15 protein-coding genes are annotated in these 19,868 nt (G+C 42.3%); 11 read left to right on the top strand and 4 right to left on the bottom strand.

The features are described from left to right. The first annotated feature begins 6 nt into the window (after positions 1-6). Positions 7-3,399, top strand: coding sequence for a mechanosensitive channel MscK (mscK, locus tag Xets_RS09115; protein WP_187651481.1), 3,393 nt, complete (start codon positions 7-9; stop codon positions 3,397-3,399). A 32-nt stretch (positions 3,400-3,431) separates the two neighbouring features. Here mscK and rsmS read toward each other — a convergent pair whose 3' ends face one another. Beyond that, a complete protein-coding gene (gene rsmS, locus Xets_RS09110) occupies positions 3,432-3,596 on the bottom strand; it encodes a pleiotropic regulatory protein RsmS (RefSeq protein WP_099132506.1) in 165 nt (54 codons plus the stop codon). A 20-nt stretch (positions 3,597-3,616) separates the two neighbouring features. Then, positions 3,617-4,159, bottom strand: a complete 543-nt coding sequence (gene priC / locus Xets_RS09105; RefSeq protein ID WP_187651480.1) for a primosomal replication protein PriC — start codon at positions 4,157-4,159, stop codon at positions 3,617-3,619. Between the two features lie 122 nt (positions 4,160-4,281). Between priC and apt the strand changes: the two genes are divergently transcribed. The 9 genes from apt to Xets_RS09060 all read left to right on the top strand — a co-directional run bounded on the left by apt (position 4,282) and on the right by Xets_RS09060 (position 14,712). Next, positions 4,282-4,833: an adenine phosphoribosyltransferase gene (gene apt, locus Xets_RS09100; RefSeq protein WP_099132508.1), complete on the top strand. Its 552-nt coding sequence runs from the start codon at positions 4,282-4,284 to the stop codon at positions 4,831-4,833. 97 nt (positions 4,834-4,930) lie between these two features. Then, the gene (gene dnaX, locus Xets_RS09095; protein WP_187651479.1) at positions 4,931-6,913 is read left to right on the top strand and encodes a DNA polymerase III subunit gamma/tau; all 1,983 of its coding nucleotides are present in this window, start codon (positions 4,931-4,933) and stop codon (positions 6,911-6,913) included. A gap of 47 nt (positions 6,914-6,960) precedes the next feature. Continuing rightward, complete coding sequence (locus Xets_RS09090) at positions 6,961-7,290, top strand: YbaB/EbfC family nucleoid-associated protein (RefSeq protein ID WP_038219125.1); 330 nt, start codon at positions 6,961-6,963, stop codon at positions 7,288-7,290. Beyond that, positions 7,290-7,898 (top strand): recombination mediator RecR, encoded by a 609-nt coding sequence (recR, locus tag Xets_RS09085; RefSeq protein ID WP_187651478.1) that lies wholly within the window; start codon positions 7,290-7,292, stop codon positions 7,896-7,898. Before Xets_RS09090 ends, recR begins: the two co-directional genes overlap by 1 nt. Positions 7,899-8,099: 201 nt before the next feature. Further along, positions 8,100-9,989, top strand: a complete 1,890-nt coding sequence (htpG, locus tag Xets_RS09080) for a molecular chaperone HtpG (protein ID WP_187651497.1) — start codon at positions 8,100-8,102, stop codon at positions 9,987-9,989. Between the two features lie 172 nt (positions 9,990-10,161). Next, a complete protein-coding gene (adk, locus tag Xets_RS09075) occupies positions 10,162-10,809 on the top strand; it encodes an adenylate kinase (protein WP_099132512.1) in 648 nt (215 codons plus the stop codon). A gap of 160 nt (positions 10,810-10,969) precedes the next feature. Then, a complete protein-coding gene (gene hemH, locus Xets_RS09070; protein WP_187651477.1) occupies positions 10,970-11,935 on the top strand; it encodes a ferrochelatase in 966 nt (321 codons plus the stop codon). Positions 11,936-12,106: 171 nt separating this feature from the next. Then, positions 12,107-13,219, top strand: coding sequence for an LPS O-antigen length regulator Wzz(fepE) (wzz(fepE), locus tag Xets_RS09065; protein WP_187651476.1), 1,113 nt, complete (start codon positions 12,107-12,109; stop codon positions 13,217-13,219). Positions 13,220-13,401: 182 nt separating this feature from the next. Then, positions 13,402-14,712 (top strand): inosine/guanosine kinase, encoded by a 1,311-nt coding sequence (locus Xets_RS09060; RefSeq protein ID WP_187651496.1) that lies wholly within the window; start codon positions 13,402-13,404, stop codon positions 14,710-14,712. A gap of 80 nt (positions 14,713-14,792) precedes the next feature. Here the strand turns inward: Xets_RS09060 and ybaL are convergent, their stop codons facing one another. Continuing rightward, a complete protein-coding gene (gene ybaL, locus Xets_RS09055) occupies positions 14,793-16,505 on the bottom strand; it encodes a YbaL family putative K(+) efflux transporter (protein ID WP_099132515.1) in 1,713 nt (570 codons plus the stop codon). 233 nt (positions 16,506-16,738) lie between these two features. Then, a complete protein-coding gene (locus tag Xets_RS09050) occupies positions 16,739-17,956 on the bottom strand; it encodes an MFS transporter (RefSeq protein WP_187651475.1) in 1,218 nt (405 codons plus the stop codon). Between the two features lie 242 nt (positions 17,957-18,198). On the opposite strand from Xets_RS09050, the gene ushA reads away from it, so the two are divergent. After that, on the top strand, positions 18,199-19,866 hold the full coding sequence (gene ushA / locus Xets_RS09045; protein ID WP_099132517.1) for a bifunctional UDP-sugar hydrolase/5'-nucleotidase UshA: 1,668 nt from the start codon (positions 18,199-18,201) through the stop codon (positions 19,864-19,866). Positions 19,867-19,868: the final 2 nt, after the last annotated feature.

Below are 19,868 nucleotides of genomic sequence, written 5' to 3'. Positions count from 1 at the left end.
GAGTTCATGGTTTCAGTTAACCGATATTTGGGTGTTTTACCCAATAAGGGGAGTTTGTGTAACAAATTCTCTGCGATACGTTTCTCCACAATACTGTTTTTTCTCCTGTCACCTTTCTTTTTTTCGGTCAATGCGGCTGCCGGCAGCGATGTTCCAACCCGTAATAATATTCAAAATCAGCTTAAGATTCTGACGGAACGTAAGGAGCACACAGTTGAAGAAAAGGTATCGATAGCTGATTTGGAAAAGGCGCTCTCTTTCTTTGACAAAATAGATCAACTGAAACTGGATTTCGATCTACTTAGGAAAAATGTGCAAAATGTGCCACAAAAATCACATCAGGTTACGACTGAACTAGAGAATTTGAAAAATAACGATCAGCAGGATGCATATAAACAAACTCTGGAAACACAGTCTTTAAAGCAGCTCGAATCGAAACTGAATAGTACATGGTATAACTTGCAGCGGGCACAGGAAAATCTTGCCAGCTACAATAGTCAGTTGATTGGGCTGCAAACTCAACCAGAACGCGTGCAGAATGTGCTATTCCGTAACATGCAGAGATTGCAGCAAATTCGCAACCAACTCAATAATGTATTGACTGAGCAGTCAGAATCGAGTTTTACCCAGATAGAGTTATTGCAGGTAGAACAACTTTTTCTGACTCAGCAAAATGAGTATCAAAGAGAATCTCTACAGGCGAATACTCAGTTACAAGCACTTTTACAGCGGCAACGGGATTACACGATTCTCCAAATTGAGCAGTTGGAACGTCATGTTCAGTTTATTCAAAATGTGATGAGTGGAAAGCGCTTGGTTCTTTCTGAAGAAACCGCGAAAGAAGCGCAAACTAAGGATGGTAAAAATTTACATATTCAAGATAACTCATTAGTTCAGGCAGAGATTGAACATAATCGTGAATTGAGTAAACGGTTAATTGCAGCAACACGTGATAATAACCAACTGGCGCAGAAAAGTATTCGCGTTAAGAACTTTCTGGAGCGGACCATCCAATCAGAGCGTAATCTTAAAGAGCAAATTAAGGTGTTACGTGGCAGCTTATTGTTATCACGCATTCTGTTTCAGGAACAGTTGAAAATACCACAGGATGTGTTGACAAAAGATTTACCAACGAAAATAGCAGACTTGCGCCTGGAGCAATTTGAAATTACTCAGGAGCGAGATCGACTCTGTCAAGGGAATGACTATTTCAGTAATTTATTGAGTAATAATCGTAATCAAATTAAAAATGTATCCAATGAAATGGTGGATGAAATCCATAATGCTATCAAGCAGATCCTGGAAGTTCATTGTGAGCTTTTAGAGCAGCTCAATAATCAGTTGGGAAATCAAATTACTTATGCCATTAACTTGCAAATGGATCAGCAGCAGTTGTTGGATGTCTCTGAATCACTGGAACAAACCCTTGTCCAGCAAATCTTTTGGGTTAACAGTAACAAGCCAATGAACGTGGCGTGGTTGAAATCCTTGCCTGAACTAATTCAAGAAGAACTGAGTCATTTGGATATTAGTTTAACGTTTAATGGACTGATTACGGGGCTGAAAAACTCTATCCATTTCGTTATTCCTCTTGTGTTAGTCGGCCTGTTTTTACGCTGGCAAACCAAAGGCATTAACGAACAGTTGAAAAAAATAGCGGGCGAAGTGGGGCAGTTTCGCCGTGACAGTCAACTACATACCCCATTGGCACTGATACTGACATTAATAAAAACATTGCCACTCGCTTTTATCGTGTTGGCGATAGGTTATTGGTATTCGAAATCAGGTGATGATTTTGGGGATTTGATTTGGGGATTCTCCCGTCAGTTGGCGCTTTTTTGGATTATGTATAGTTGCAGTTACCAGATCCTGGTGAAAGGTGGGATTGGAGAACAGCATTTTTCTCTGGACAGTGCTGTTTGTCACTTATTCCGTAAAAATCTTGTTCGCCTGTCGATGACACTATTACCCATTTTGTTCTGGATAACATTGGGGGCTAAATATCCTTTACGGCTGTCTGATGATGTTATTGGACAATGTACAGTATTGATCTGCCTGTTCTTTGTTTTTCTATTTGTTTTTCCATTCTGCCGTTATGTATGGCGTGAAAAAAGCTCACATATGATCCGTACCATCGTAGTGACGGTATTAACTTTTGCTCCGTTGGTTCTGATGGTGTTGATGATATCGGGTTATTTCTATACAACTTTACGTCTGGCAGAACGTTGGCTCTATAGTTTGTATTTACTGTTTCTCTGGCATATCAGTTATCAAGTCTGTTTGCGGGGATTGGGAATTGCGGCGCGCAGCATTGCCTATCGACGTGCTGTCGCTCGTCGTCAGTCCCTCACGAAAGAAGGGGCAGAAGGCGAAGTGACGGAAGAACCGCCAATGGCTTTAGATCGCATTAATCAGCAATCATTGCGTTTAACTACTATGGTGCTGTTTTTGATCTTTTTAGGTGCATTTTATTGGATTTGGTCTGATCTGGTGACGGTATTTTCTTATCTTGATGGGATCAACTTGTGGCAATACAGCACTACAACAGAACTGGGCAATGTCCTGAATCACGTGACTTTGAAAGATTTGGTACTTTCAGTAGCAATGTTGGTTATTTCTTGGGTCATGATGAGAAACTTGCCAGGTTTGCTGGAAGTGTTGGTGTTATCCCGCTTGCAGTTGCAACAAGGTTCGTCGTATGCCATTAAAACGACACTGACTTACCTAATCATTGGCATTGGCGGAATTACAGCATTAGGAACATTGGGTGTTTCGTGGAATAAATTACAATGGTTAGCGGCGGCACTTTCGGTCGGTTTAGGTTTTGGTTTACAGGAAATTTTCGCTAACTTTGTTTCGGGTTTGATTATTTTGTTCGAACGTCCCGTCCGGATTGGCGATACAGTAACGATAGGAACTTATTCCGGTTCTGTCAGTAAAATCCGTATTCGTGCGACGACAATTACAGATTTTGACCGCAAAGAAGTGATTATCCCTAACCGGGCATTTGTGACGGAGCGTCTGATAAACTGGACACTTTCCGATACCATTACGCGGATTATTATTAAGGTTGGCGTCGCATACGGCTCTGATCTTGATAAGGTCAAAGAGGTTTTGTTAAAAGCGGCAAGCGAAAACGCCCGTGTAATGAGTGAGCCAGGGCCGCAAGTCTACTTTATGAATTTTGGCGCCAGTACACTGGATCATGAATTGCGGCTTTATGTCCGAGAATTGGGGGATCGTAGCCGTACTGTAGACGAAGTTAACCGCAGTATTGATAAATTATGTCGGGAAAACGACATCAATATTGCATTTAATCAGCTGGAAGTTTACTTACACAATGGGCAGGGTGATAGTTTGCAAGAAGTACAGAAGCCATTGAATGATGGGAGCCAATAACCAGATAAATGAGGAGTAAGCATTCGTTGGGTTTATTCCTCAGATTGCCGGGGCTGCTTTTTCAATTTCCCCTGAAAATCGTGTTTAACGATTTCTAGTGCTGCCAGCGCGATAGCAGGAGAAATTTCGTTACATTCAAGCAGATAAATAAGATCTACTGCGAGTTGTACTTCAGGTGGTGCTTGTTCCAGAGCCATAGCTACTTCTTCCTTTGTGATTAATCTGAATGCTCTTGCTTTTCTATCGATTTCTCGATTCGCATTAATGCTTGACGGCAGCGGGTGAGTCTGCCAGCCAAGGCTGCAATTTCTTTTTGCAGTTTGTGCTTATTGGCAAGTGTAGTTTGCTTATTTAACTGTAATTCCCTGTCATCAATCATTGCCATTAAACGACGTTCATAATCTTGATGTTCTGCCAGACGTTGATAAAGATCCTGTTTTTGTGATCGACGCTCAAATTTATCTTCCTGTTTTCGTAGATCTTTGGTCAATATCTCGCGTTTAAGTGCCTCGATTTGTGTTACCAAACGCTCGGCAAGGAACTTCACTTGTTCAATCCGATAATCGCTTACACAGGCTTTCAATTGTTCCAGATTTTGTCTGATCTCTTGCAGGTATCCACCGAGTTTATTGCTGCGGTGGTGAAATAACACTTGATCAAAACGGGCAGTGGAAAAAGGGGGATCAGGCAGTAAAGCGAGCTCTTTTTCCAGAGTACTGACTTGTTTTTCAAGTGCACTTAATAAATTTTGTATGCCCATTAGCATCTCATTATCATTAATAATCTGTCTGTTAAAGCCCTTTCATTGGCTTGGCAGTTGCTTTTTTTCGGTAGTTTGAATAAATTTTACCGTTTTCTTTTTAAACCTGGCTGGCATCAATTATGACCGCTAACGCACAACAACTGCAATTAATTAAAGATAGTATCGAAACAATTCCTGATTATCCAAAGGTGGGAATACTTTTTCGTGACATTACCACATTGCTCGATAATCCAGCCGCCTACCAAGCTACGATAGATTTATTGGTAGCTCGTTATCAGAATAAAGGCATCACGAAAATTGTTGGTACTGAAGCACGTGGTTTCTTATTCGGAGCGCCTGTTGCACTGCAACTGGGGGTTGGTTTCGTTCCTGTTCGTAAAAAAGGTAAATTACCGCGTGAAACGCTGAGCGAAACTTACGATCTGGAATATGGTACAGATACATTGGAAATCCATAAAAGCAGCATCAAGGAAGGGGATAAAGTTCTGGTTATTGATGATCTGCTTGCAACGGGGGGCACCATTGATGCGACGGTTCGTCTGATTCGTCGTCTGGGTGGTCAAGTTTCCGAAGCAGCATTCGTTATTGGATTGCCAGATTTAGGTGGTGTTGAACGTTTGAAAAAACAAGGCGTTGACAGCTACACTATCGTTGAGTTCCCCGGTCACTGATTATTCTGTTTTTTGCATTATTGATACATCAGCCTCGCCGTTAGTGGTGAGGCTGTGCTAGCATGTTAGACAGTCATGTTCAATTTCCTCGGTATTCATGAGCTATCAGGTACTTGCCCGTAAGTGGCGCCCACAAATATTTTCTGATGTGATTGGTCAGCAACATGTGCTGACTGCATTGGCGAATGGTCTCGAACACCAACGCCTTCATCACGCTTATCTTTTTTCCGGCACTCGTGGCGTGGGAAAGACCACTATTGCACGTCTGTTGGCAAAAGGACTGAATTGCGAAGCGGGTATAACCAAGACTCCGTGTGGTCAGTGTACCAATTGTCTTGAAATTGAGCAGGGGCGGTTTGTGGATCTGATTGAGATCGACGCTGCTTCCCGAACAAAAGTAGAAGATACCCGCGAGTTGTTGGACAACGTCCAGTATGCGCCTGCCAGAGGTCGTTTCAAAGTTTACCTTATTGATGAAGTTCACATGCTTTCTCGCCATAGTTTCAATGCATTGTTGAAGACATTGGAAGAGCCACCAGAACATGTGAAATTCCTTTTGGCAACAACAGATCCACAGAAACTGCCAGTAACTATTCTTTCACGCTGTTTGCAATTCCATTTGAAAACACTTGATGTGGATCAAATGAGTAGCCAATTGGAGCATGTCCTTAATGCAGAGCAAATAGAAAGCGATGCTCGTGCCCGTCAGCTACTTGCCCGTGCAGCAGATGGCAGTATGCGTGATGCCTTGAGTTTAACGGATCAAGCCATTGCTCTTGGTGGAGGGAAGCTGACATCGGATATCGTCAGCCAGATGTTGGGAACGCTGGATGATGACCAACCATTAGCGATGATTGAATCGTTGGTGCGTGCAGATGGTCAACAAATGATGGCATTGGTGGAACAAGTGGCAACTCGTGGTGTAGATTGGGAAAATCTGCTGGTTGAAACATTGTCGCTGTTGCATCGGATTGCCATGCTCCAGCTATTGCCTCAGCAACCTGAAAGTGAGCCTTCTTCAACAGAAGGGCGCTTGCGTTTGCTGGCAAGGGCAATTTCCCCGACCGATTTGCAGCTTTATTATCAAGCGTTACTGGTGGGACGCAAGGAACTTCCTTATGCACCAGAACGACGGATGGGGGTGGAGATGGCGTTATTGCGCGCCTTGGCTTTTCATCCCAAAACAGTCATTGAGGAAATATTACCACCTGCTGCTGTGGAAAACCCTGTAGCGCCAATTGGGGTAGCACCATCTTCGGCCCAGTTATCTTCAAATCAATTTACTTCAAATAAAGAAGAAAATGAGTGTCGTGGGCAGACAATACCGCAATCAATGGGCAGTGAGTCTTCCGTTGCAAACAGTCCAACAGCGAAACTACTGCAAGCGAGAAGTTCGCTGACTCGTCAAGGAAATACGCCACCAAAAAAGCCTGAGCCGGCAGAGTCTGCGAAGGCGAAGCCGGCAAGTTCGGCGCTGGAGCGACTGGTAGCGGTGGCAGAACAACGGTCTCAATCTCATATCCCTAAAACACGGGAGCCTAAGCCGGTTAATTCGGTAAAAAAAGAAGCTTATCGCTGGCGGGCAACAAATACTGGAGAAGAGAAACAGCGCCCGACTGCGACACCAAAAACGATCAAAGCGGCGCTGGAACACGAGAAAACAGCAGAATTGGTAGAAAAGCTGGCCATTGAATCGAAACAAAGGGACCCATGGGCTGCGGAAATTGATAAACTGCATATTCCAAAATTGGTTCAGCAGGTAGCACTGAATGCATTTAAAGAACAGATTGATGAAAATCGTCTTTGTCTGCATTTACGTTCAAAGCAGCGCCATCTTAATTCAGCATCGGCTCAGAAAGTGTTGACCGAAGCATTAAGTGCATTGCATGGAAAACCTATTGAACTCAATATCATTGAAGATGATAATCCTGCGGTAAAAACGCCTCTGGAGTGGCGACAAGCCATTTATGAAGAAAAATTGGCACAAGCGCGTCAATCCATTATTTCGGATAAAACGATTCAAACACTTCAGCAACTATTCGATGCAGAATTGGATGAAGAAAGTATCCGGCCTGTTTAACTGCCGTAGTGTATTTTATGCTGTGGCTATAGCGAAGAGAGAGAATTATGTTTGGTAAAGGTGGTTTGGGCAATTTGATGAAACAGGCCCAGCAGATGCAAGAAAAAATGCAGAAAATGCAGGAAGAAATTGCAAATCTGGAAGTTACAGGCGAATCTGGCGCGGGCTTGGTAAAAATCACTATTAATGGTGCACATAACTGCCGTCGGGTTGAAATCGATCCAAGTTTAATGGACGATGACAAAGATATGCTGGAAGATCTGATCGCAGCGGCATTCAATGATGCAGCTCGCCGTATTGAAGAAACCCAGAAAGAAAAAATGGCCAGTGTTTCCAGCGGAATGCAATTACCACCTGGGTTTAAGATGCCATTCTAATGCAAACCAGTCCTCTTCTTGAATCTCTGATGGAAGCCCTGCGCTGTTTGCCCGGCGTAGGCCCAAGATCTGCACAACGGATGGCATTTCATCTATTGCAGAGAGATCGCAGTGGTGGGATGCGATTGGCACAGGCACTGACACGAGCGATGTCTGAAATTGGTCACTGTGAGGATTGCCGGACATTCACGGAACAGGAACAGTGCACAATTTGTGCTAATCCCCGTCGTCAGCAGAATGGTCAGATTTGTGTAGTGGAAAGCCCTGCAGATATTCATGCCATCGAACAAACGGGTCAGTTTGCGGGACGTTATTTTGTCCTGATGGGGCATTTATCGCCACTGGATGGTATCGGGCCAATGGATATTGGTTTAGATCGTTTAGAAGAACGCTTATCTTCTGAAACCTTGTCAGAAATTATTCTGGCAACTAATCCAACTGTCGAAGGAGAGGCAACGGCAAACTATATTGCAGAAATGTGCTCTCAATATGGTGTGACAGCCAGTCGAATTGCTCACGGTGTCCCTGTGGGTGGCGAGCTTGAAATGGTGGATGGCACAACACTGTCTCATTCGCTGGCTGGCCGTCAAAAAATCACGAACTTGTGATTTTGTTCCCAATTAGTAGGTGATTTTATGGATGGTGTTGCTGATTATGCCGCCATCCATAGCTGATTTACCCGATTATCAAACTAATTTTACATTCTTCTTGTTATCTTAGCTTGAAACTCTCCGTATCTATCCCCATTTGATGATCATCATCCGATTGTACATATCTGAACTGGATTTAGATTGAGGTAATAAATGAGCATGAAAGATCAGGAAACCCGTGGATTTCAGTCTGAAGTCAAACAACTGTTGCAGTTGATGATCCATTCTCTCTATTCCAATAAAGAAATTTTTCTCCGTGAACTGATTTCAAACGCATCTGATGCGGCTGACAAATTGCGCTTCCGTGCATTATCTGCCCCTGAGCTGTATGAAAATGATGGTGAATTGCGTGTTCGTCTGTCTCTTGATAAAGAACAGAAAACTATCACCATCAGCGATAATGGTATCGGTATGTCCCGTGATGAAGTGATCGATAATCTGGGAACGATTGCAAAATCTGGTACTAAAGCATTTCTTGAATCCATTGGTTCCGATCAAGCAAAAGACAGCCAATTGATTGGTCAATTCGGTGTAGGCTTCTACTCTGCCTTTATCGTCGCTGATAAAGTCACCGTACGTACTCGTGCAGCAGGAACTTCCGCTGAACAAGGTGTGTTCTGGGAATCAACGGGAGAAGGTGACTACACGGTTGCTGATATTGAAAAAGCAGGTCGTGGTACAGAAATTACCCTGCATCTGCGAGATGGGGAAAGCGAATTCCTTAATGACTGGCGTCTGCGTTCTATCATTGGCAAATATTCTGATCATATTGCCTTGCCAGTTGAAATTGAAACCCAAACTAAAAACGAAGAAGACGACTCAGTTACCGTTACATGGGAAAAAATCAACAAAGCCCAAGCCTTGTGGACTCGTAATAAAGCTGAAATCAGTGATGAAGAGTACCAAGAGTTTTATAAGCACATCTCCCATGACTTTACTGACTCTTTGATTTGGAGTCATAACCGCGTTGAAGGTAAGCAGGAATACACCAGCCTGCTATATATCCCTTCCCAGGCACCGTGGGATATGTGGAACCGCGAACATAAACATGGCCTGAAACTATACGTACAGCGTGTATTCATCATGGATGAAGCTGAACAGTTCATGCCAAATTACCTGCGTTTTGTCCGTGGTCTGATCGATTCCAACGACCTGCCATTGAACGTTTCCCGTGAAATTTTGCAAGATAGTTCAATCACACGTAATCTGCGCAGCGCGCTGACTAAACGTGTATTGCAAATGTTGGATAAACTGGCAAAAGACGACGCAGAAAAATATCAGACCTTCTGGCAGCAGTTCGGCCTGGTGATGAAAGAAGGTCCAGCCGAAGATGGCGCAAACAAAGAAGCTATTGCTAAGTTACTGCGCTTTGCTACGACTCATAATGATAGCTCCGCTCAAACTGTTTCTCTGGAAGATTACGTTGGCCGCATGGCAGAGGGGCAGGAGAGGATTTATTACATTACTGCGGATAGTTATGCTGCGGCGAAGAATAGCCCACACTTAGAGCTGTTCCGTAAGAAAGGCATTGAGGTTCTGTTACTGTCTGACCGCATTGATGAATGGATGATGAGCCACCTGACTGAATTCGATGGTAAGTCATTCCAGTCTGTCAGCAAGGCTGATGAATCCCTCGATAAACTGGCGGATGAAAACAAGGCTGAGCAAGAAGAAGCAGACAAAAAACTGGAGCCATTTGTTGAGCGCGTGAAAACTCTGCTGGGTGAACGCGTGAAAGAAGTGAAGCTAACTCATCGTCTGACAGATACTCCCGCTATCGTAACCACTGATGCCAATGCGATGAGCACCCAAATGGCGAAGCTATTTGCAGCAGCGGGTCAGACTGCGCCAGAAGTTAGTTATAACTTTGAACTGAATCCGGAACATCTTCTGGTTAAGAAAGCGGCTGATATTGATGATGATGCTCAATTTGCTGATTGGATAGAATTGCTGTTGGATCAAGCACTATTTGCTGAACGTGGCACATTGGATGATCCAAACCAGTTTATTCGTCGGATGAATCAATTATTATTAGCTGAAAAAGCTTAAACTTATTGAGATAATGACAAAAACCACGCCTCAACGAAAAATGAGGCGTGGTTTATTTTTTAGTTAATGCGGAAACGTTTACCTGTTTTCTTGAGCCATCCCCTATTCAAATGGTATGGTGGTACGTTTTCTTTAAAAAATATGAAAAGCAAATAGCAAGGGGATTTACGCAATGCGTATTATTCTACTGGGCGCGCCAGGCGCCGGTAAGGGGACTCAGGCACAATTTATCATGGAGAAATATGGGGTTCCCCAAATTTCTACAGGTGACATGCTACGTGCTGCGGTAAAAGCTGGCACCGAATTGGGTTTGCAAGCAAAAGAGCTAATGGATAATGGCAAGCTGGTAACTGATGAGCTGGTCATTGCATTGGTTAAAGAGCGCATCAAACAAGATGACTGTCATAGTGGCTTCTTGTTGGATGGGTTCCCACGCACTATTCCTCAGGCCGATGCCATGAAAGCAGCTGGTATCAAGGTTGATTATGTGCTGGAATTTGATGTTCCTGATGAAATCATCGTTGAACGTATTATTGGTCGTCGTGTGCATGCGCCGTCCGGTCGTGTTTACCACATCAAATTCAATCCACCAAAAGTGGAGAATAAAGATGATGTTACAGGTGAAGAGCTGACTACCCGTAAAGATGATCAGGAAGATACTGTCCGTAAACGTCTGGTTGAGTATCACGCACAAACAGCACCTCTGGTTTCTTACTATCAGCAAGAAGCACAGGCCGGTAACACAAAATACTTCAAACTTGATGGTACTCGTCAAGTAGCGGAAGTTAGCACAGAGCTGGCTAATATTCTGGGCGAATGATTTCGTGTTCTCTTGAGTTGTTATAACAGGCGGCCTTCATACCGCCTGACTTTTTTGTAGTTCACGCTAACCTAGAGAAATTTACTCCATGAAATGTTACATGTAACTATCATTCATGTTTTATACTAGATTGTCAGTCATGTTAATGGAGCTCTGAGGAATGAGTAGCAAGAAGTATGGTGTCCTATTAGTGAACCTTGGTACACCTGATGCGCCAACACCAGCAGCAATAAGATGTTATCTGGCAAAGTTTCTGAGTGATAGAAGGGTAGTTGATATTCCCCCATTTATTTGGAAACCTATTCTGAATGGTTTTATTCTTCCTTTCCGTGCTTCTCGAATTGCTAAGCTTTACCAAGAAATTTGGATGGAAGAAGGTTCCCCTTTATTAGTGTATAGTCGTCGTCAGCAGAAATTGCTGGATGAAAAGTTGGCGGATATCCCTGTTGCTTTGGGAATGACTTACGGCTCCCCTTCTTTATCTCAGGCCGTAGAGAGTTTGTTACAACAGGGCATTGAGGCTCTCATTATACTGCCACTTTATCCTCAATATTCCAGTACAACTTCGGCAGCAGTTTTTGACAGGATCAGTAAAATATTGCAGGAGTATCGGACAATTCCTACCCTGCATTTTGTTCGCAGTTATGCCACACATCCTGCCTATATTGCGGCATTAAAGGAAACCATTGAGCAGAGTTTTGAAAAACATGGTCAGCCTGATCGGTTAATTATTTCCTATCATGGTATTCCTGAACGTCTGGCAAAGATGGGTGATATTTATCCGCAAGATTGTCAGGCGACAACTGAACTGTTGAGTCAGGCACTGGATTATCCCGCAGATAAAATTATGATGACATATCAGTCGCGTTTTGGTTGCTTACCGTGGTTATCTCCTTATACAGATAAAACCATGGCATCATTACCCAGCCAAGGTGTGGAACATGTTCAAGTGATGTGTCCAGGGTTTGCGTCAGATTGTTTGGAAACGTTGGAAGAGATTAAGCAACAGAATAAAGTTATCTTTTTAGAGGCTGGTGGGAAAAAGTTTGAATATATCTCTGCACTTAATGATAATAAAGCCCACATTTCTCTGCTTGAACAATTGGTAAATAATGTCATGAAATAACATGCAATTGCTAGTTATGAGACATTATCACACATGATGAATAGCCGACATTGATTGTCGATCGTCGTATGATTTTAAGGATATGGTTTTTTAACCAATGAATACGATAAGCGAGAGAAAGGGCTTGCATATCAATGAAAAGCAAAATTATTTGGATTGGACATATAGATAATGAGTAATAAACCTATTAAACACCCTGATTTTTACCAAGAACATGCAAACTATTATCCTCCAGCGCGGGAGGATGAAATTGATTTGTTTGAACTATTCTCTATATTCTTCCAATCAAAATATTTGATCATTGCAGTATCTTTTGTCTTTGCAATTATTGGTTTCGGTATCGCGTCATTTTTACCACAAAAATGGACCAGTACAGCGGCTGTAGTGAAACCAGGGCTGGAGGAGTTTCAGCCATTGAAAAATACATTAACGGATTTACATGTTCTGAGCATAGATCCCAAAGTCACAGAAGGGTCACTGTATAAGCGGTTTATTGAAAATTATAACTCACGTGTATTACGTGAAGAATATTTGGTTAATACCGATTACTTCAAGACTTTGCTTGCTAAGAATCAAGAGAGTTCTGAGCAGGAAAAAAGAAAACTAATCGAGAGAATTGTCAATAACAACATTGTCATATCTTTACCTAAGAAAGAGAAAGATGATGGAGTTGTCGATGAAGCCAGACTCTCTTTCAGTGCTGATAATGCAGAAGATGCTTACAATCTATTAAGTGGCTATATCAAATTCGTTTCTTCGGTGGTTCGCGATCAAGTGAAAGAGGAGCTGAGTGATATGGTTCATGAGAAACTGGAATACTCGCAAAAGCTTTATGATCTCGATTTAGAGCGTATCGGTAATATGCGTAGTGTAGATATTGAGCGATTGAAGTATGCGATTTCTCTTGCAGATTCTGCCGGGATTAAAAAGCCAGTATCGAATGGCGGGTCTATGATCAAGGATGACCCAGATTATTCGATTGCGTTGGGTTCTGATGCACTGCAACGTAAGTTACAGATTACTGAAGAAATTACTGATCCAACTAAGATTGATGCAGACCTGCGTAACCGTCAGTTGTATATCAAAAATTTGGAAAAAGTGAATGTGAACACCGTTGATTTTGTGCCATTCAAGTATATGCAGGAACCTTATGAGCCAACTTCAAAAGATTCACCTAAGCGTTTGCTGATTTTGATTGGAGCTGGCTTTATCGGATTTATTTTATCCATCATGTATGTTCTGTTTCGCCACATGGTGCGTAGTCGCCAGAAACAAGAGGCTTAATATTCTTTATAACTCGAATATGTTATAGATAATGCTCTGATACTAACGTATTGACAGCCAATGTTGAAATAACATTGGCTGTCTTCATTTTTGTCGCTGTATTTTTTGTTTCTCTTCGGTATTGTGACACACTGTATTATGCTAACATGCTGCATATTTTAGCTCTACCGCAACAATTAATTATGAAATTCCCTGGTAAACGTAAATCTAAACACTATTTTCCTGTCAGTTTAAGAGATCCTCTGCTCCAACCCATCAAAGAGATGATGGATACCGAAAATAATCAAGCCTATATTGTTGGTATTGACCAGACATTGGTTGATATTGAAGCCAAAGTTGATGAGGATTTTATCCAGCGTTATAACCTAAGCCAGGGACATTCGTTAGTTATTGAAGATGATGTAGCTGAGGCTCTTTACAAGGAGCTGACAGAGAAGAATCTTATCAGCCATGAATTTGCGGGTGGCACTATCGGCAATACTTTGCACAACTATTCTGTGCTGGCTGACGATAAATCCGTCCTGCTTGGTGCGATGTGTAATAACATCCAAATAGGAAGTTATGCGTATTGTTATCTTTGCAATACCTCCAGTCGTATGGATTTAAATCACCTTCAGGGGGTTGATGGCCCAATTGGCCGCTGTTTTACCTTAGTAACGGAAAACGGTGAAAGAACATTTGCTATCAGTCCGGGGTTAATGAATCAGCTTCGCCCAGAAAGCATTCCTGAACATATTATTGCGGAAGCGTCAGCTTTGGTGATTACTGCTTATTTAGTGCGTTGTAAACCGGGTGAGCCAATGCCGGAAGCAACAATGAAAGCCATTGAATATGCGAAGAAGCATAATGTGCCTGTTGTATTGACGTTAGGAACAAAATACGTCATTGCTGATGATCCGCAATGGTGGCGTGATTTTTTGGCTGAAAATGTTTCTGTTGTTGCAATGAATGAAGATGAAGCTTGTGAATTGACAGGTTTCAGCGATCCTTTATTAGCGGCTGACATGGCACTAAATTGGGTGGATTTGGTGTTATGTACTGCTGGACCTGCTGGATTATATATGGCGGGTTACACTGAGGAGGAGCACAAGCGCCAAACATTGCATCCTTTGCTACCGGGTGCGATTGCAGAATTTAACCGTTATGAATTCAGCCGGGCGATGCGTAAAGTGGATTGCCAAAATCCAATGCGGGTTTATTCCCATATTGAACCTTATATGGGAGGGCCTGAAAAAATCATGAATACTAATGGTGCTGGGGATGGCGCGTTATCTGCATTGCTGCATGATATTACTGCCAACAGTTATCATCGCATGAATGTACCTAACTCCAGCAAACATGCGCGCTCTTATTTAACCTATTCTTCTTTGGCTCAGGTATGTAAGTACGCTAATAGAGTGAGTTATCAGGTATTGAGTCAGCATTCTCCGCGTCTAACCCGAGGGTTGCCGGAGAAAGAAGATAGTCTGGAAGAGTCTTACTGGGAACGTTGATTCTGCTAGCCTGAGATATTGTCTTAATTGTTTTTATGGGAATATCCCCACGTTATGGGGGATATTCCTTGGCTCGTCAGTTATGTTGGAGATGAAGTCGCTGGTGAATGTAATGATGGTGGCTCTATTGGGCAACCCTCTTCATATTCAGGTAATGCATCAGCCATTGCCCGTGCTATTTCATGTTCACCAATGATAATGTGATTAGTGCCACGTTCCGTAATGTAAGTGACTTCATCATCATAATGGGCTCGAACAATAATATTGATATCTGGCCTGATTTCTCTGGCATTTGCAACAATCTCACCCGCTTCATAACCATTAGGGATTGTCAGGAATAAAATACAAGCGCAATCGAGCCTTGCTAGAGCCATGATTTCTTTATTGGCGGCGTTCCCCATTACGGCACTGATACCCATTTCGCCTAACTCTTCAAATCGGGCACGTGTATCTTCAATGATCACAACTGGAAAATTTTTTTCTTGTAAACGCTGACAAAGCTGATGCCCTACTCGGCCATAACCCACCACAATAGCATGACCACAAATATCGACAGGGATCTGGGTTTCTTCTTCCAGTGTTTCTTCGAGTAATTGTTCTTCAATGGTTTCTGTTTTTTCCAAATAGCGATCCAGTAAGCTGAATAGAACAGGATTTAACATGATTGAAATGATGGCGCCAGCCAGTACAAGGTTACGGGCTTCCCCATCCAGGAATCCCAGCGTGACACCAAGCCCAGCGAGAATAAAGGCAAATTCACCAATTTGGGCGAGACTGGCTGAAATGGTTAGGGCTGTACGTCGTGAGTGCCCAAACATCCTGACTAGTAGCAAAGCAGCTAATGACTTACCAATGATAATAATGGCAAGGGTTCCTAAAATCGCCAGAGGCTGTTGGAGTAAGACCATAGGGTCAAACAACATGCCAACGGAAACAAAGAAAAGAACCGCGAAAGCATCCCTTAGCGGTAAAGTATCTTGCGCTGCCCGATGACTCAATTCTGACTCATTCAGTACCATACCAGCGAAGAAGGCACCGAGAGCAAATGAAGCATCAAACAGTGTCACCGCCCCATAAGCAACACCTAATGCAATGGCAAGTACAGCCAGCGTAAACAGTTCACGGGAACCTGTCCCAGCAGTTTTCGCCAGTAACCAAGGAATGACACGCCGTCCGACGAAAATCATCAACAAAATAAAGGCAACAACTTTTCCAACTGTGATAGATATCTTTAACAACAATTGCCCAATATTTGCGTTTTGACTGTCCATAATTCCTGCTGCCGCAGGAAGTAATACTAACGTCAGTACCATAGCCAGATCTTCAACAATTAACCAACCAATGGCAATTTGTCCTCTCTGACTATCAACGAGCTGTCGTTCTTCTAATGCCCTGAGCAATACTACCGTGCTGGCGGTAGACAGGCAAAGACCAAATACAATACCGTTGAGTAACCCCCAGCCGAGCAGCATTGATAATCCGGCCCCTAATAAGGTTGCAACTGCAATTTGGGCGATAGCACCAGGAATGGCAATTGATTTGACGGCTAACAAATCTTTAAGTGAAAAATGTAGACCGACACCAAACATCAGTAAGATCACGCCAATTTCTGAAAGTTCTGGAGCTAAAGATGTATCGGCAACAAAACCAGGAGTGAAGGGACCCGCTAGTACACCTGCTACGAGGTATCCTACCAGAGGTGAGATTCTCAGGCGCTGCGCAAGCATGCCAAGCAGATAGGCAAGAACAAAACCGCCAACAATGGTCGTGATAAGAGGTGTCGAGTGCTCCATCAAGGCTCCTTCTGGGTAGCGAGTATATAAATTGTGTAGTTAGGTGAGGTAATAATATATTTTATAAATAGTTAAAGATTACAAAAAAATATATTGAGTGGTAAAAACGAGAGTGATCTACATAAATACTATTTTAATGTAATTTTATGTAGATATTGCCATTATTTACGCTAGTTTACAAAGAAAAATAGTCTAATAATTATGGTGTTTATCCAGGATTTTCCTTGTCTTTTTTAAGCGTTCTTTTCTATTTTTGGCAAAAACAACGTAAAAATACCAAGAAGTGGCAGAAAAGAACAAATTTTGTAAACCAATTCTATACTGGTTTTATCTGCGACATAACCAAGTACGGCAGCCCCAATGCCCCCCATACCAAAGGCCAGGCCAAAGAACAAACCTGCGATCATGCCTGTTTTACCGGGAATTAGCTCTTGGGCATAGACTAAAATAGCAGAGAACGCAGAGGCCAATATTATACCAATAATAACCGTTAGTATGCTTGTCCAGAATAAGGAGGCATAAGGTAACAGCAGGGTAAAAGGTGCAACGCCAAGAATTGAACCCCAAATGACATATTTCCGACCTATCTTATCTCCGATCGGCCCTCCAATCAGGGTACCTGCCGCTACGGCAAATAAAAAGATAAATAGGTGGATCTGGGCGTTTTGCACTGACAAGCCAAATTTCTGCATCAGATAAAAGGTATAGTAGCTACTGATACTGGTTAGGTAAAAGTACTTGGAGAAAACCAGTAACAGAAGAATGGCAAAAGAATTTATGATAGTTTTTCTAGGTAGCTTTGGCAGGGAATTGGTATGAGAAGATAGCGGGGTTATAACCCGATGCTGCATCTTATACCACTGGCTGACTTGCAAGAGGATTACGATAGCTAACAATGCTGCCAGAGAAAACCAACCGACGTTTCCTTTGCCGTAAGGCGCAATAAAAATAGCTGCTAACAGTGGACCTAATGAACTTCCTAAATTTCCCCCTACTTGAAATAAAGATTGGGCCAGGCCATGACGTCCACCTGAAGCCATGCGTGCGACTCGTGACGATTCTGGATGAAAAACGGATGACCCCGTACCGACCAATGCGGCGGCTATTAATATAATTGAAAAACTTTCAGCGTAAGCTAATAGAAGCAAACCAGATAAGGTAAATCCCATACCGATAGGTAATGAATAGGGTTGCGGATGTTTATCAGTATACAAACCGATAAGGGGCTGCAATAGGGATGCTGTTACCTGATAGGTTAGAGTTATCATTCCAACCTGAATAAAACTGAGAGTAAATTCAGATTGCAGCAGTGGATAAATAGCCAGAATCAACGATTGAATCATATCATTCAGCATATGGGATAAGCTGATGGCACCAAGAATTGAAAAGACTGTCTGATGTGTTTTTGTTGGTGATGTTGGAAAAGAGGTCGTTTTACTTTTTTCACTCATATTTATTCGCTTATCAATGTCATTATCAATAAAGTTTGCAGGGGTATTTTTTTTAGGTTTGTTGATTTACTGTTTAATTTTTACACCATAATACATCTTAGATAATTAACAAAATTTTTATTTATACCTATATAATTTGACCGCAATCTCAAAAAGGTGAAATCTTTTAAGCAGCGGCTTAAAAGGGATAAACCATTATCATCATATAACTAATAAAATTTTGAAATACATGGAGATACCCCATGAAATTATCGTTTAAAGCGTCAATTTGCGCCCTTGCAGTTTCGCTGTCACTGGCACCGTTAATTGCAAACGCCTGGGAAAAAGATAAAACCTATGACATTACCATCTTGCATACTAACGATCATCATGGTCACTTCTGGCATAACGATTATGGTGAATACGGTTTGGCAGCCCAAAAAACGGTGGTAGATTCCATTCGTCAGGAGGTTGCCAGGAAAGGGGGGAGCGTATTGTTATTGTCAGGTGGTGACATTAACACCGGCGTACCGGAATCAGATATGCAAGATGCTGAGCCAGATTTTAAGGGTATGAATCTGGTGGGATATGATGCGATGGCATTGGGGAACCATGAATTTGATAAGCCCTTAAATGTATTGTTCCAGCAACAAAAATGGGCAAATTTCCCATTTCTCTCTGCCAATATTTACCAAACCAGTACAGGCAAGCGTTTATTTAAGCCATATGCCATTTTTGATGAGCAAGGTGTGAAAGTAGCGGTTCTTGGCCTGACAACCGATGATACAGCGAAAATAGGTAATCCGGCTAATTTTCCGGATGTCGAATTCCGCGTTCCTGCTGAAGAAGCCAAAAAAGTTATTGAAGAGCTGAAAAAGAATGAAAAGCCAGATGTAATTATTGCGGCAACCCATATGGGGCACTATGACGATGGGCATCATGGCACGAATGCGCCAGGAGATGTTGAAATGGCACGCAGTTTGCCTGCGGGTTATTTAAATATGATCGTGGGTGGCCATTCACAAGATCCGGTATGTATGTCTGCGGAGAATAAAAACTATAAACAAGTGGATTATGTTCCGGGCACACCTTGTTCTCCCGATCGCCAAAATGGCACATGGATTGTTCAGGCTCATGAATGGGGGAAATACGTAGGTCGGGCTGATTTTCAATTCCGTAATGGTGAATTCAAGTTGGTTCATTATCAATTGATCCCTATTAATTTAAAGAAAAAGGTGACAAAAGAAGATGGCAGTACGGAACGTGTTTACTATACGCATGAAATTAAACAAAATCCTGAAATGCTTAAGTTGCTGACACCTTATCAGGACAAGGGCAGCCGGATACTTAATGTAAAAATAGGCTCAGTAGATAAAAAATTAGACGGTGATCGCAGTAAGGTACGTTTCGTTCAAACAAATATGGCACATCTTGTATTGGCTGCCCAGATGGAACGAACAAACGCTGATTTTGCAGTGATGAGCGGTGGTGGGATTCGTGACTCAATTGAAGCAGGAGATATCACTTACAAAGATGTCCTGAAAGTTCATCCATTTGCTAACCAACTGGTTTATGTGGACTTCAAAGGTAGCGAAGTTTTGCCATATTTGACGGCTGTTGCAAATATGGAAAAAGATTCAGGTGCCTATGGGCAGTTTTATAAGGTGAGCTTTGTGAAGAATGGTAAGAATATCAGTGATGTAAAAATCGGTGGTAAGCCATTAGATCCAAATAAAACTTATCGAATGGCGACGTTGAACTTTAACGCGATTGGAGGGGATGGTTATCCACGGATTGATAATTTGCCTGGTTATGTTGACACGGGATTTATCGATGCTGAAGTATTAAAAGGATATATTGAAAAACATTCTCCATTAAAAGACTCTGATTATGAACCGAAAGGTGAAATTCGTATAAATAATAACAATTGATC

This window comes from Xenorhabdus sp. TS4 (genome assembly GCF_014467265.1).
GTDB lineage: Bacteria > Pseudomonadota > Gammaproteobacteria > Enterobacterales > Enterobacteriaceae > Xenorhabdus > Xenorhabdus ehlersii.
The sequence above is the reverse complement of the archived record's forward strand: the minus strand, read 5'-3'. Positions and strand labels throughout refer to the sequence as shown.

Excerpts from the sequence above, each read along its gene's own strand:
- mscK (WP_187651481.1), top strand. The coding sequence starts at position 7 with ATGGTTTCAGTTAACCGATATTTGGGTGTTTTACCCAATAAGGGGAGT.
- rsmS (WP_099132506.1), bottom strand. The coding sequence starts at position 3,596 with ATGGCTCTGGAACAAGCACCACCTGAAGTACAACTCGCAGTAGATCTT.
- priC (WP_187651480.1), bottom strand. The coding sequence starts at position 4,159 with ATGGGCATACAAAATTTATTAAGTGCACTTGAAAAACAAGTCAGTACT.
- apt (WP_099132508.1), top strand. The coding sequence starts at position 4,282 with ATGACCGCTAACGCACAACAACTGCAATTAATTAAAGATAGTATCGAA.
- dnaX (WP_187651479.1), top strand. The coding sequence starts at position 4,931 with ATGAGCTATCAGGTACTTGCCCGTAAGTGGCGCCCACAAATATTTTCT.
- Xets_RS09090 (WP_038219125.1), top strand. The coding sequence starts at position 6,961 with ATGTTTGGTAAAGGTGGTTTGGGCAATTTGATGAAACAGGCCCAGCAG.
- recR (WP_187651478.1), top strand. The coding sequence starts at position 7,290 with ATGCAAACCAGTCCTCTTCTTGAATCTCTGATGGAAGCCCTGCGCTGT.
- htpG (WP_187651497.1), top strand. The coding sequence starts at position 8,100 with ATGAAAGATCAGGAAACCCGTGGATTTCAGTCTGAAGTCAAACAACTG.
- adk (WP_099132512.1), top strand. The coding sequence starts at position 10,162 with ATGCGTATTATTCTACTGGGCGCGCCAGGCGCCGGTAAGGGGACTCAG.
- hemH (WP_187651477.1), top strand. The coding sequence starts at position 10,970 with ATGAGTAGCAAGAAGTATGGTGTCCTATTAGTGAACCTTGGTACACCT.
- Xets_RS09060 (WP_187651496.1), top strand. The coding sequence starts at position 13,402 with ATGAAATTCCCTGGTAAACGTAAATCTAAACACTATTTTCCTGTCAGT.
- ybaL (WP_099132515.1), bottom strand. The coding sequence starts at position 16,505 with ATGGAGCACTCGACACCTCTTATCACGACCATTGTTGGCGGTTTTGTT.
- Xets_RS09050 (WP_187651475.1), bottom strand. The coding sequence starts at position 17,956 with ATGAGTGAAAAAAGTAAAACGACCTCTTTTCCAACATCACCAACAAAA.
- ushA (WP_099132517.1), top strand. The coding sequence starts at position 18,199 with ATGAAATTATCGTTTAAAGCGTCAATTTGCGCCCTTGCAGTTTCGCTG.